The sequence below is a fragment of the Cupriavidus sp. SW-Y-13 genome (genome assembly GCF_009793345.1).
In the GTDB taxonomy this organism is placed as follows: domain Bacteria; phylum Pseudomonadota; class Gammaproteobacteria; order Burkholderiales; family Burkholderiaceae; genus Cupriavidus.
The window spans coordinates 950,777-963,144 of sequence record NZ_WHLX01000001.1; the positions used below are offsets into that span (position 1 = coordinate 950,777).

The following is a 12,368-nucleotide window of genomic DNA, read 5'->3' on the forward strand; positions in this document are numbered from 1 at the left end:
AGGAAAATGAACATGCACAGCGCGGAAACTTCCCACGCAGATAGCAATTCATCCTCCGCCCGAGAAATGATCGGAGCGGAAATCCTCGTCAATGCACTTGCCGAAGAAGGCGTCGAGTACGTCTGGGGCTACCCCGGCGGCGCAGTGCTTTATATCTACGACGAGCTCCACAAGCAAACGAAATTCGAACACATCCTGGTCCGCCACGAGCAGGCCGCCGTGCATGCCGCTGACGGCTATGCCCGCGCGACCGGCAAGGTCGGCGTTGCCCTGGTGACTTCGGGTCCGGGCGTGACCAATGCCGTGACCGGTATTGCCACGGCTTACCTGGACTCGATCCCGATGGTGGTGATCACCGGCAACGTGCCGACCCACGCCATTGGCCAGGACGCCTTCCAGGAATGCGATACCGTCGGCATCACGCGTCCGATCGTCAAGCACAACTTCCTCGTGAAGGATGTGCGCGACCTGGCCGCGACGATCAAGAAGGCGTTCTTCATCGCCGCAACCGGCCGTCCCGGCCCCGTGGTCGTCGACATTCCGAAGGACGTGTCGCGCAACGCCTGCAACTACGAGTACCCGAAGGCCGTGGACATGCGGTCCTACAACCCGGTCAACAAGGGTCACTCGGGCCAGATCCGCAAGGCCGTGGCGCTGCTGCAAGGCGCCGAGCGACCGTACATCTACTCGGGCGGCGGCGTGGTACTGGCCAACGCCAGCGAAGAGTTGCGCGAGCTGGCAGCCCTGACGGGCCACCCGGTGACCAACACGCTGATGGGCCTGGGCGCGTTCCCGGGTTCGCACAAGCAGTTCGTCGGCATGCTCGGCATGCACGGCACGTATGAAGCCAACATGGCCATGCAGAACTGCGATGTGCTGATTGCCATCGGCGCACGCTTCGATGACCGCGTGATCGGCAACCCGGCGCACTTCACGTCGCAGGCACGCAAGATCATTCATATCGACATCGACCCGTCGTCGATCTCGAAGCGCGTCAAGGTGGATATTCCCATCGTCGGCAACGTCAAGGACGTGCTGCAGGAACTGATCGCCCAGATCAAGGCCAGCGACGCCAAGCCGAAGCGCGAGGCGCTGGCGAAGTGGTGGGACCAGATCGAGCAATGGCGTTCGGTGGACTGCCTCAAGTACGACCGCAATTCCGAGATCATCAAGCCGCAATACGTGGTGGAAAAGATCTGGGAACTGACGAAGGGCGATGCATTCATCTGCTCGGACGTGGGTCAGCACCAGATGTGGGCTGCACAGTTCTACAAGTTCAACGAGCCGCGCCGCTGGATCAACTCCGGTGGCCTGGGCACGATGGGCGTGGGCCTGCCGTACGCCATGGGCATCAAGAAGGCGTTTCCGGACAAGGAAGTGGTCACCATCACCGGTGAAGGCTCGATCCAGATGTGTATCCAGGAACTGTCGACCTGCCTGCAGTACGACACCCCGGTGAAGATCTGCTCGCTCAACAACGGCTACCTCGGCATGGTGCGCCAGTGGCAGGAAATCGAGTACGACAACCGTTACTCGCATTCCTACATGACTGCGCTGCCGGACTTCGTGAAACTGGCGGAGGCCTATGGCCACATCGGCATGCGTATCGAGAAGACGTCTGACGTCGAACCGGCGCTGCGCGAAGCCTTCCGACTCAAGGATCGCACCGTGTTCCTGGACTTCCAGACGGACCCCACGGAAAACGTGTGGCCGATGGTCCAGGCCGGCAAGGGTATCTCCGAAATGCTGCTTGGCGTGGAGGACCTGTGATGCGACACATTATCTCGGTCCTGCTGGAAAACGAACCCGGCGCGCTGTCGCGCGTGGTGGGCCTGTTCTCTGCACGCGGCTATAACATCGAGACGCTGACGGTGGCGCCCACCGAAGATGCGTCGCTGTCCCGGATGACCATCGTCACCACTGGCTCGGATGATGTGATCGAACAGATCACGAAGCATCTGAACCGGCTGGTCGAAGTGGTCAAGGTTGTCGACCTGACCGAAGGTGCGCACATCGAACGCGAGCTCATGCTCGTCAAGGTGCGTGCCGTGGGCAAGGAGCGCGAGGAATTGAAGCGCACTGCCGACATCTTCCGTGGCCGCATCATCGATGTGACTGAAAAGACGTACACCATCGAGCTGACCGGTAACGGCGGCAAGCTGGATGCGTTCCTCGATGCCATCGACCGCACCGCGATCCTGGAAACCGTCCGTACGGGCGGGTCCGGCATCGGCCGTGGCGAGCGCATCCTGAAGGTCTGACCGGCGCCCCCGGCAACAGAGCACGGCCACAAGCCGACAGCAGTATCCCGAAGCGGCGCGGCGCCACGTTATCGAACAGCCGTTGCGTCCCGCCGCCACCTAATACGAAGATTTGAGAAATTGAAGGAACCATCATGAAAGTGTTTTACGACAAGGACGCTGACCTCTCCCTCATCAAGGGCAAGAACGTCACCATCATCGGCTACGGCTCGCAAGGCCATGCCCACGCACTGAACCTGAAGGATTCGGGCGTCAACGTGACGGTCGGTCTGCGCAAGAGCGGCGCGTCGTGGAACAAGGCCGTCAATGCTGGCCTGCAAGTGAAGGAAGTGGCCGAGGCAGTGAAGGGCGCCGACGTGGTCATGATCCTGCTGCCGGACGAGCAGATCGCCGACGTGTACAAGAACGAAGTGCACGACAACGCCAAGGAAGGCGCAGCACTGGCCTTCGCCCACGGCTTCAACGTGCACTACGGTGCCGTGATCCCGCGTGCCGACCTGGACGTGATCATGATCGCCCCGAAGGCCCCGGGCCACACGGTGCGCTCGACGTACGCGCAAGGCGGCGGTGTGCCGCACCTGATCGCCGTGCATCAGGACAAGTCCGGCGCTGCCCGTGACATCGCCCTGTCGTACGCCACCGCCAACGGCGGCGGCCGTGCCGGCATCATCGAGACGAACTTCCGCGAAGAAACCGAAACCGACCTGTTCGGCGAGCAGGCCGTGCTGTGCGGCGGCACCGTCGAGCTGATCAAGGCTGGTTTCGAGACGCTGGTGGAAGCCGGCTACGCGCCGGAAATGGCGTACTTCGAGTGCCTGCACGAACTGAAGCTGATCGTCGACCTGATCTACGAAGGCGGCATCGCCAACATGAACTACTCGATCTCGAACAACGCCGAATACGGCGAATACGTCACCGGCCCGCGCGTCGTGACCGAAGAGACCAAGAAGGCCATGAAGCAGTGCCTGAAGGACATTCAGACCGGCGAATACGCCAAGAGCTTCCTGCTGGAAAACAAGGCAGGCGCCCCGACGCTGATCTCGCGTCGTCGCCTGACGGCCGAGCACCAGATCGAAGAAGTGGGTGGCAAGCTGCGCGCGATGATGCCGTGGATCGCCAAGAACAAGCTGGTCGACCAGTCGAAGAACTAAGCAGGACAGGCAGAAAGCGGGCCCTGGCCGGACGGCCGGGTGCCTTGCGGAACGCCTCAGCCGCCCGGTTCGCCGCCAGTCCCCTGATATCAGGGAGACATTTCGGCGGAGACCGGGCGGCTTTTTGTTATCCTTGTCGGACTTTTTCAGGCGCTGGCCTGAAACTTTCTTATATTTCGCATCGACAGCCCGATTCCGCGTGCGTGCAGCAATCCGCACCGGGTCTGTCGACAGGGTTTGCAAAAACCGCGCGACCAACAGAACAATGCTTGCATGAACTATCCTCATCCGCTGATCGCCCGTGAAGGCTGGCCATTCCTGGCCGGCGCATTCATCATCTCGCTGCTGGTCCAGGTCAGCGCGGGTTTCTGGTGGGCGTTGCCGCTGTGGATCATCACGGTCTTCGTGCTGCAGTTCTTCCGGGACCCGCCGCGCCCGATTCCCTCGGCGCCCAACGCGATCCTGGCGCCGGCCGATGGCCGTATCGTGGTGGTCGAGAAGACCATGGATCCGTACGCTGGCCGCGAGGCGCTGAAGATCAGCGTGTTCATGAACGTATTCAACGTGCATTCGAATCGCGCCTCGCTCGACGGCAAGGTCGAGAAGCTCGAATATTTCCCGGGCAAGTTCGTGAACGCCGATCTGGACAAGGCTTCGCTCGAAAACGAACGCAACGCCGTGGTCATTCGGCGCGCAGCCGACGGCCAGCTCGTCACGCTGGTGCAAGTTGCCGGCCTAGTGGCGCGCCGCATCCTCTGCTATACGAAGGTTGGCGATACGCTGTCGCGCGGCCAGCGTTACGGCTTCATCCGTTTCGGTTCGCGCGTTGACGTGTACCTGCCCGTGGATGCGCGCCCGCGCGTGACGATCGGCGAGAAGGTGTCGGCGTCCTCGACCGTGTTGGCCGAGCTGGACGTCCAGGCCTGAACGGCCACGGACCCGTCCGCACAGGAGACCTCGCATGGGTGCCTTCAATCGACGCAACAAACGCGTCAGCAACGGCAACGTGACGCATCTGCGTCCGTTCCGCCATAACCAGCTACGCAACGAGGCCGAAGGCTACGACGCGGACGCCGACGACGAACACGACATCGAGTACGTGCGACCGCGCCGGCGCGGCATCTACCTGTTGCCCAACGCGTTCACTACCGCGGCGCTGTTCGCCGGATTCTTCGCCATCGTGCAGGCGATGAACATGCGCTTCGACGTGGCGGCCATCGCCATTTTCGCGGCCATGGTGCTCGACGGCATGGACGGCCGCGTGGCACGTATCACGAACACCCAGAGTGCCTTCGGCGAGCAGTACGATTCGTTGTCCGACATGACATCGTTCGGCGTGGCGCCGGCGCTGGTCATGTACGAGTGGATCCTGCATGACCTGGGTAAATGGGGCTGGATTGCGGCCTTCGTCTACTGCACCTGCGCGGCGCTGCGCCTGGCGCGCTTCAATGCGAATATCGGCGTGGTCGACAAGCGATTCTTCCAGGGACTGCCGAGCCCGGCGGCTGCCGCGCTGATCGCGGGTTTCGTCTGGCTGGCGATCGACAACAAACTGCCCGTCAAGGAGTTGTGGATGCCATGGGCGGCGTTCGCGATCACGATGTATGCCGGGTTGTCGATGGTGTCCAACGCACCGTTCTACAGCGGCAAGGCACTCGACGTGCGGTTTCGCGTGCCGTTCGGCATGATGGTGCTCGTGCTGGTGCTGTTCGTGGTGGTCTCGTCGGACCCGCCCGTGGCGTTGTTCGGGCTGTTCGTTGCGTATGCGATCTCGGGCTATATCCTGTGGGCCTGGCGTTCGATCCATGGCGATCCCGGGGGTGTTCGCAAGTCGCGGACGGCAGGGGTTGGTGGCAACGTCGGCAAGGATGATTAAGTTGTTTCGATGAAGGGCGCTCTTGGGCGCCCTTTTTTGTTTTGATGGCTGTTTCACTAGTTCGTAGTCTAGTTCCACATCAAGGAGAACGTCATGGGCATGTTTGACTTCATCAAGGAAGCTGGCGAGAAGCTGTTCGGCAAGGGCGAGGCCAAGGCGGCGCAGGAAGCGGCAAAGGCAGATCCCGGTGCAGCCGAGAAGGCAGAAGCTGCCAATCGGGCAGCCGGTGACGCCATCGAGGCGTATATCGCGCAGATGGGCCTGAGTGCGACTGGATTGACGGTGACCGTCGATGGATCGCAGGGCAAGGTCACCGTGTTTGGCGTGGCGCCGGACCAGGCCACGCGCGAGAAGATCATTCTGTGCGCGGGTAACGTCGAGGGCGTCGAGTCAGTGGAGGACAAGATGTCTGTCAACGTGGAAACGGCCGAGTCGCAATGGCACACGGTGGTGAAGGGCGATACGCTGTGGGCGATCTCGCAGGCGGCCTACGGGAATGGCGCCGAGTACAACAAGATCTTCGAAGCGAACAGGCCGATGCTGTCGCATCCGGACAAGATCTACCCGGGCCAGAAGTTGCGCATCCCGCCGAAGTGAATCTGGTTCGGTTAACGCGCTGGTTGCAAGCTCGCTGCAAACCGGCTATAGTCGCCGACATGATTTCGCGCCAGATCCTCATCGCTCGCACCGTTCTAGGTGGCCTACTAGGCCGTCAGGTCGGGTCGCGCGCGCGCTAAGGGATCGTCAGTTCGCCCTAGCGCGGAAATCACCAGGATTTTCAAACGCCCCGGCCTGCATCGATGCACGCCGGGGCGTTTTGCATTCTGACCGAATGCCCGGTGTACGGAATGCGGCACGCGGTGGTACGGATACAGCAGCACATAAGGCACAGCCCAGGAGCTCCACAAATGTCTGACAAACTCATCATTTTCGACACCACCTTGCGCGATGGCGAGCAGTCGCCCGGCGCATCCATGACCCGCGAAGAAAAGATTCGCATTGCGCGTCAGCTGGAACGCCTGAAGGTCGATGTGATCGAGGCCGGCTTTGCTGCCAGTTCCAACGGCGACTTCGAGGCGATCCGCTCGATCGCCCAGGTCGTCAAGGACTCGACGATCTGCTCGTTGGCCCGCGCCAACGACAAGGACATCGCCCGTGCCGCCGAGGCATTGAAGCCGGCCAACTCGTTCCGAATCCATACGTTCATCGCCACGTCGGCGCTGCACATGGAAAAGAAGTTGCGCATGACGCCGGACCAGGTGTACGAACAGGCCCGCCTGGCCGTGCGCTTCGCACGCCAGTTCACCGACGACATCGAGTTCTCGCCGGAAGACGGCAGCCGCTCGGACATGGATTTCCTGTGCCGTGTGCTGGAAGGTGTGATCGCCGAAGGCGCCACCACGATCAATCTGCCGGACACCGTGGGCTACGCCGTTCCGGAAGGCTATGCGGAACTGATCCGCTCGGTGCGCGAGCGCATTCCGAATTCGGACAAGGCGGTGTGGTCGGTACATTGCCATAACGACCTCGGCATGGCCGTGGCCAACTCGCTGGCTGCCGTGAAGCTCGGCGGTGCGCGCCAGATCGAGTGCACGATCAATGGCCTGGGCGAACGCGCCGGCAATACCAGCCTTGAAGAGGTCGTGATGGCCGTCAAGACGCGCCGCGACTACTTCAACATGGATGTTGGCATCGACACCACGCAGATCGTGCCGGCATCGAAGCTCGTGTCGCAGGTCACTGGCTTCGTGGTGCAGCCGAACAAGGCTGTGGTAGGCGCCAACGCGTTTGCACACGCATCCGGCATTCACCAGGATGGCGTGCTCAAGGCGCGCGATACCTACGAAATCATGCGCGCCGAGGACGTGGGCTGGACCGCCAACAAGATCGTGCTGGGCAAGCTGTCGGGCCGCAACGCGTTCAAGCAGCGCCTGAACGAACTCGGTATCCAACTGGAAAGCGAAGCCGAGATCAATGCCGCGTTCACGCGCTTCAAGGAACTGGCGGACCAGAAGGCCGAGATCTTCGACGAAGACATCATGGCCATCGTGTCCGACGAAGAGCAGGAGCATGCCAACGAGCACTACCGCTTCGTGTCGCTGTCGCAGCGCTCGGAAACCGGCGAGCGTCCGCATGCCCGCGTGGTGTTCAACGCCGATGGCACCGAGCAGGTTGGCGAGGCCGAGGGCAATGGTCCGGTGGATGCCACGCTGCATGCGATCGAAGGCAAGGTCGGCAGCGGCGCAGAACTCGTGCTGTACTCGGTGAACGCCATCACCGCCGGTACGCAAGCACAGGGCGAAGTCACGGTGCGACTGTCGAAGGCGGGCCGCATCGTCAACGGCGTGGGCACCGACCCCGATATCGTGGCGGCGTCGGCCAAGGCTTACCTGGCTGCACTGAACAAGCTGCACGACAAGGCTGTGCAGAAGATCAATCCGCAGATCTGATTCGGAATCTTGCGATGGGATGGCCGGGCCCAGAAAGCCCGTCCATCATGGACCGCCCCCGGCGCTTATCGAGCGTGGCAGGGCGGTTTTTCCGTTTTAAGTCTCGCAAACTCTCGCAATCACATAGGAATTCGTCGATTTCCGTGTCGTTGCGGCATCGGTGCCAACTGCCGTAACATCGCGCGTCTTGGTTGGGGATTGCACGGCAACACTGGAGTATGGCGAGTATGTCGATGGTCGGATTTGGGAAGCGCGGGCTGGGTGCCTGGGTTGGGGCAGCGCTCATCTGCCTGGCGGCGGGTGTTCACGCGCAGGTGCCTGCGTCGGGGAGCCAGGGCAAACCGATCCAGCTCGGGATGATCGATGGCCTGTCCGGCTCGTTTGCCAACGCCGGCGAAGCCGTGGTGCGCAACCTGCGGCTGGCCATCGAGCGTATCAACGAAAAGGGTGGCGTGAAGCTACCCGATGGCCGTCATCCGCTGGAACTGGTGACATTCGACAGCAAGGGAAACGTCGATGAAAGCCTGATCCAGTTCCGCAGTCTCGTGGACAAGCGTATTCCGTTCGTCTTGCAGGGAAACAGCTCGGCCGTGGCCGGCGCACTGGTCTCGGCGATCAACCGCCACAATCAGCGCCAGCCCGATGCGCGGGTGCTGTTCCTGAACTATTCCGCCGTCGATCCCTCGCTCACCAACGAGAACTGCAGCTTCTGGCACTTCCGGTTCGACGCCAGCGCAGACATGCGCATGCAGGCGCTGACCGATACCATTCGTACCGAGCATGCGGTGCGCAAGATTTATCTGATCGATCAGGATTACAGCTTCGGCCATCAGGTAGCGCGCTCGGCGCGCGAGATGCTGGCGGCCAAGCGCCCGGACATCCAGATCGTGGGCGATGAATTCCACCCGATCGGCAAGATCAAGGACTTCGCGCCGTATATCGCCAAGATCAAGGCCAGCGGCGCCGACGCGGTCATCACGGGCAATTGGGGCAACGACCTGACGTTGATGGTGAAGGCCGCACGCGAAGGCGGCCTGAGTGTGCGCTTCTACACGTTCTATGGCAACGGCCTCGGCGCGCCTGCGGCCATGGGCGATGCCGGCGTGGGCCGCGTGCTGGCCGTGGCCGAGTGGCACCCGAACGTGGGTGGTGCCGCGTCCGATGCGTTCTACCAGTCTTTCCATAAGCGCTATCCCGATCCGCGCGACGACTACGTGCATCTGCGGATGCAGATGATGGTGGAGATGCTGGCGCGCGCCATCGAGCAGGCCGGCACCACCGATGCCGTGGCCGTGGCATATGCGCTGGAGAACATGCGTTTCACCAACGGCTTCCATGAGGCGACGATCCGCGCCGACGACCATCAGGTGCTGCAACCGCTCTACGTGTCCGTCATGGCGAAGCAGGGCGGCGAGGTGCGGTTCGACAACGAAGGCTCGGGCTATGGATTCCGCACGGTGAAGCGGCTCAAATCGGCGCAGACCACGCTGCCGACCACGTGCCGCATGGAGCGCCCGCCGGCCCGCTGACAGGCCCCGGCACATTGGATGTCGCCGGCTCGCGGTTTTCAGCTATAATGCGCGGCTGTCGTTCGATCCCGGCCATGTGCGGGGGCAGGGCGGCGGTTGCCAAGTTTTTACAAGGCACGACGCAAGTGGCGCATCCCGCGCTGCAGCGTTCGCAAGTCAAGGGAAATCATCATGGCATTTGCCAACATCAACAAGACTGAAGTCATTCAGAAGTTCGCCCGCGGCGCCAACGACACGGGTAGCCCCGAAGTCCAGGTCGCTCTGCTGACCACCCGCATCAACGAACTGACCCCCCACTTCAAGGCCAACATGAAGGATCACCACAGCCGCCGCGGTCTGCTGCGCATGGTGAGCCGTCGTCGCCGTCTGCTGGACTACCTCAAGGCCAACGACGCTGATCGTTACCGCGCCCTGATCGAAGCCCTGGGCCTGCGCAAGTAAGGTCTGCGGATGGCAGCACGAATCCTGCGAAAGCTGTTTGCGCACGATTTCACGTGAGGCCGCAATGCCTGCGTCAGCAATGCTGAGGCAGGCATTTTGCTTTTCTGGTCGGGCGTTTGCTGGTGCCCGGCTAGTGTTGATGTAATCTTTGCTGCACTATTTGGCTGGGCGACAGGGCCTGGCGCCGTTGCATCCCACGGTGCGACGGAGTAAGTTACCTCGCTCTTTATCGTGCTTTTCCAAGCATCGTGACACCGGAGCCGGCCAAGGAAACGGGGTTTTGTGTCATTCCATCGCGTAGTACATCGTCAGAATGCGGACGGTGGCGCGATGGAATGGCATAGCACTTCCCTGAGACTGAGGTCCGGAGCGACTCCGGCAGTTCGCCTGCCGCTGCGAGCGCAGGCGCCAGCTGGCCGTATCAGTATTGACGGCCGGCAAAGCAAGTAATCAAGGAACGCTCATGACCATGTTCAACAAGATCGTCAAGGAATTCCAGTGGGGCCAGCACAAGGTCCGCATGGAAACTGGCGAAATCGCCCGCCAGGCGTCTGGCGCAGTGATCGTCGACATCGAAGACACCGTGGTGCTGGCCACCGTGGTGGCAGCCAAGAGCCCGAAGGCGGGCCAGGACTTCTTCCCGCTGACCGTCGACTACATCGAGAAGACCTACGCAGCAGGCAAGATCCCCGGTGGTTTCTTCAAGCGTGAAGGCCGTCCGTCGGAAAACGAAACGCTGACGTCGCGCCTGATCGACCGTCCGCTGCGTCCGCTGTTCCCGGAAGGTTTCTATAACGACGTGCAGGTGGTGATCCACGTGCTGTCGATCAACCCGGAAGTGCCGGCCGACATCCCGGCCCTGATCGCTTCGTCGGCCGCGCTGGCCGTGTCGGGCATTCCGTTCAATGGTCCGGTGGGCGCTGCCCGCGTGGGTTACAAGGACGGCCAGTACCTGCTGAACCCGACCCGCCCGCAGATCGCCACGTCGGAAATGGACCTCATCGTCGCCGGTACCGAGCGCGCCGTGCTGATGGTGGAATCGGAAGCCAACCAGCTGTCGGAAGAGATCATGCTGGGTGGTGTGGTGTACGGCCATGAGCAATCGCAGATCGCCATCAACGCGATCCACGAACTCGTGCGCGAAGGCGGCCGTCCCGAGTGGGATTGGGCACCGGCAGCCAAGAACGAAGCCCTGATCGCCAAGGTCGGCGAGATCGGCCTGCCGCTGCTGCAGGAAGCCTATCAACTGCGCCAGAAGTCGGCACGCAGCGCCAAGCTCAAGGAAATCTACGCCTCGGTGCAGACGAAGCTGGCCGAAGCCGGTGTGGAAGCCGAGAAGGTGGAAGTCGGCAACATCCTGTTCGACCTCGAAGCGAAGATCGTCCGTGGCCAGATCCTGGCCGGCGAGCCGCGTATCGACGGCCGCGACACGCGCACGGTGCGCCCGATCGAGATCCGCTCGTCGGTGCTGCCGCGCGCCCACGGTTCGTCGCTGTTCACGCGTGGCGAAACCCAGGCACTGGCCGTGGCCACGCTGGGCACCCGCAGCGATGAGCAGATCATCGATGCGCTGGCTGGCGAGTACCGCGACCGCTTCATGCTCCACTACAACATGCCTCCGTTCGCCACTGGCGAAACGGGTCGCGTGGGTAGCCCGAAGCGCCGTGAAATCGGCCATGGCCGTCTGGCCAAGCGCGCACTGATCCCGGTGCTGCCGAAGGAAGACGAGTTCGCATACACGATCCGCCTGGTCTCGGAAATCACCGAGTCGAACGGTTCGTCGTCGATGGCTTCGGTCTGCGGCGGCTGCCTGGCACTGATGGACGCCGGCGTTCCGGTGAAGGCGCACGTGGCCGGTGTGGCCATGGGCCTGATCCTGGAAGGCAACAAGTTTGCCGTGCTGACCGACATCCTGGGCGATGAAGATCACCTGGGCGACATGGACTTCAAGGTTGCAGGTACCGATGCTGGTATCACCGCGCTGCAGATGGACATCAAGGTGCAGGGCATCACCAAGGAAATCATGCAGGTGGCACTGGCGCAGGCGCGCGAAGGCCGCATGCACATCCTGGGCAAGATGCAGGACGCCATGGGCCATGCCCGCACGGAACTGTCGGCACACGCTCCGCGCATGATCACGATGAAGATCCATCCGGACAAGATCCGCGAAGTGATCGGCAAGGGTGGTTCGACGATCCAGGCGCTGACCAAGGAAACGGGCACGTCCATCGACATCCAGGAAGACGGCACGATCACCATTGCGTCGACCTCCAACGAAGGCATGGCTGAAGCCAAGCGTCGTATCGAAGGCATCACCGCGGAAGCCGAAGTGGGCAAGATCTACCCGGGCACCGTGCTGAAGCTGCTGGACTTCGGCGCCATCGTGAACATCCTGCCGGGCAAGGACGGTCTGCTCCATATCTCGGAGATCGTCAACGAGCGCGTGAAGGACATCAAGGACTGGCTGAAGGAAGGCCAGCAGGTTCGCGTGAAGCTGATCCAGGCCGACGAAAAGGGTCGCCTGCGTCTGTCGCTGAAGGCAGCACTGGCGGAAGAGGGCGGCAGCATCAGCCCGATCAACCCGCAAGGCGATGCACCGACCTCGCCGGAACAGCAGCAGTAAGCTGATCCCGAGGTAGCGATACCGATGAAAGCGGCTG

The 12,368-nt window shown here is 62.1% G+C and carries 10 protein-coding genes; all 10 read left to right on the forward strand.

From position 1 onward, the window contains the following. Positions 1 to 6: 6 nt before the first annotated feature. The 10 genes from GA566_RS04355 (at position 7) to pnp (ending at position 12,331) form a co-directional block, all read left to right on the forward strand. Entirely contained in the window at positions 7 to 1,770 is a 1,764-nt protein-coding gene (locus GA566_RS04355) for an acetolactate synthase 3 catalytic subunit (protein WP_137923002.1), read from the forward strand. Continuing rightward, positions 1,770 to 2,261: an acetolactate synthase small subunit gene (gene ilvN / locus GA566_RS04360; protein WP_137923003.1), complete on the forward strand. Its 492-nt coding sequence runs from the start codon at positions 1,770 to 1,772 to the stop codon at positions 2,259 to 2,261. The genes GA566_RS04355 and ilvN overlap by 1 nt, the downstream gene beginning before the upstream one ends. Positions 2,262 to 2,395: 134 nt before the next feature. After that, positions 2,396 to 3,412, forward strand: a complete 1,017-nt coding sequence (gene ilvC, locus GA566_RS04365) for a ketol-acid reductoisomerase (RefSeq protein ID WP_160471760.1) — start codon at positions 2,396 to 2,398, stop codon at positions 3,410 to 3,412. Positions 3,413 to 3,685: 273 nt separating this feature from the next. Further along, entirely contained in the window at positions 3,686 to 4,339 is a 654-nt protein-coding gene (locus GA566_RS04370; protein WP_137923005.1) for a phosphatidylserine decarboxylase, read from the forward strand. A gap of 34 nt (positions 4,340 to 4,373) precedes the next feature. Further along, positions 4,374 to 5,288 (forward strand): CDP-diacylglycerol--serine O-phosphatidyltransferase, encoded by a 915-nt coding sequence (gene pssA / locus GA566_RS04375; RefSeq protein ID WP_137923006.1) that lies wholly within the window; start codon positions 4,374 to 4,376, stop codon positions 5,286 to 5,288. Between the two features lie 93 nt (positions 5,289 to 5,381). Beyond that, positions 5,382 to 5,885, forward strand: coding sequence for a peptidoglycan-binding protein LysM (gene lysM / locus GA566_RS04380; protein ID WP_137923007.1), 504 nt, complete (start codon positions 5,382 to 5,384; stop codon positions 5,883 to 5,885). A 311-nt stretch (positions 5,886 to 6,196) separates the two neighbouring features. Then, on the forward strand, positions 6,197 to 7,738 hold the full coding sequence (locus GA566_RS04385) for a 2-isopropylmalate synthase (RefSeq protein WP_160471762.1): 1,542 nt from the start codon (positions 6,197 to 6,199) through the stop codon (positions 7,736 to 7,738). A gap of 233 nt (positions 7,739 to 7,971) precedes the next feature. Then, entirely contained in the window at positions 7,972 to 9,267 is a 1,296-nt protein-coding gene (locus GA566_RS04390) for a branched-chain amino acid ABC transporter substrate-binding protein (protein WP_160473216.1), read from the forward strand. A 171-nt stretch (positions 9,268 to 9,438) separates the two neighbouring features. Then, on the forward strand, positions 9,439 to 9,708 hold the full coding sequence (gene rpsO / locus GA566_RS04395) for a 30S ribosomal protein S15 (RefSeq protein WP_137923009.1): 270 nt from the start codon (positions 9,439 to 9,441) through the stop codon (positions 9,706 to 9,708). Between the two features lie 463 nt (positions 9,709 to 10,171). Continuing rightward, the gene (gene pnp / locus GA566_RS04400; RefSeq protein WP_160471764.1) at positions 10,172 to 12,331 is read left to right on the forward strand and encodes a polyribonucleotide nucleotidyltransferase; all 2,160 of its coding nucleotides are present in this window, start codon (positions 10,172 to 10,174) and stop codon (positions 12,329 to 12,331) included. Positions 12,332 to 12,368: the final 37 nt, after the last annotated feature.

Excerpts from the sequence above, each read along its gene's own strand:
- pnp (WP_160471764.1), top strand. The coding sequence starts at position 10,172 with ATGACCATGTTCAACAAGATCGTCAAGGAATTCCAGTGGGGCCAGCAC.
- GA566_RS04385 (WP_160471762.1), top strand. The coding sequence starts at position 6,197 with ATGTCTGACAAACTCATCATTTTCGACACCACCTTGCGCGATGGCGAG.
- ilvN (WP_137923003.1), top strand. The coding sequence starts at position 1,770 with ATGCGACACATTATCTCGGTCCTGCTGGAAAACGAACCCGGCGCGCTG.
- GA566_RS04355 (WP_137923002.1), top strand. The coding sequence starts at position 7 with ATGAACATGCACAGCGCGGAAACTTCCCACGCAGATAGCAATTCATCC.
- pssA (WP_137923006.1), top strand. The coding sequence starts at position 4,374 with ATGGGTGCCTTCAATCGACGCAACAAACGCGTCAGCAACGGCAACGTG.
- GA566_RS04390 (WP_160473216.1), top strand. The coding sequence starts at position 7,972 with ATGGTCGGATTTGGGAAGCGCGGGCTGGGTGCCTGGGTTGGGGCAGCG.
- GA566_RS04370 (WP_137923005.1), top strand. The coding sequence starts at position 3,686 with ATGAACTATCCTCATCCGCTGATCGCCCGTGAAGGCTGGCCATTCCTG.
- ilvC (WP_160471760.1), top strand. The coding sequence starts at position 2,396 with ATGAAAGTGTTTTACGACAAGGACGCTGACCTCTCCCTCATCAAGGGC.
- rpsO (WP_137923009.1), top strand. The coding sequence starts at position 9,439 with ATGGCATTTGCCAACATCAACAAGACTGAAGTCATTCAGAAGTTCGCC.
- lysM (WP_137923007.1), top strand. The coding sequence starts at position 5,382 with ATGGGCATGTTTGACTTCATCAAGGAAGCTGGCGAGAAGCTGTTCGGC.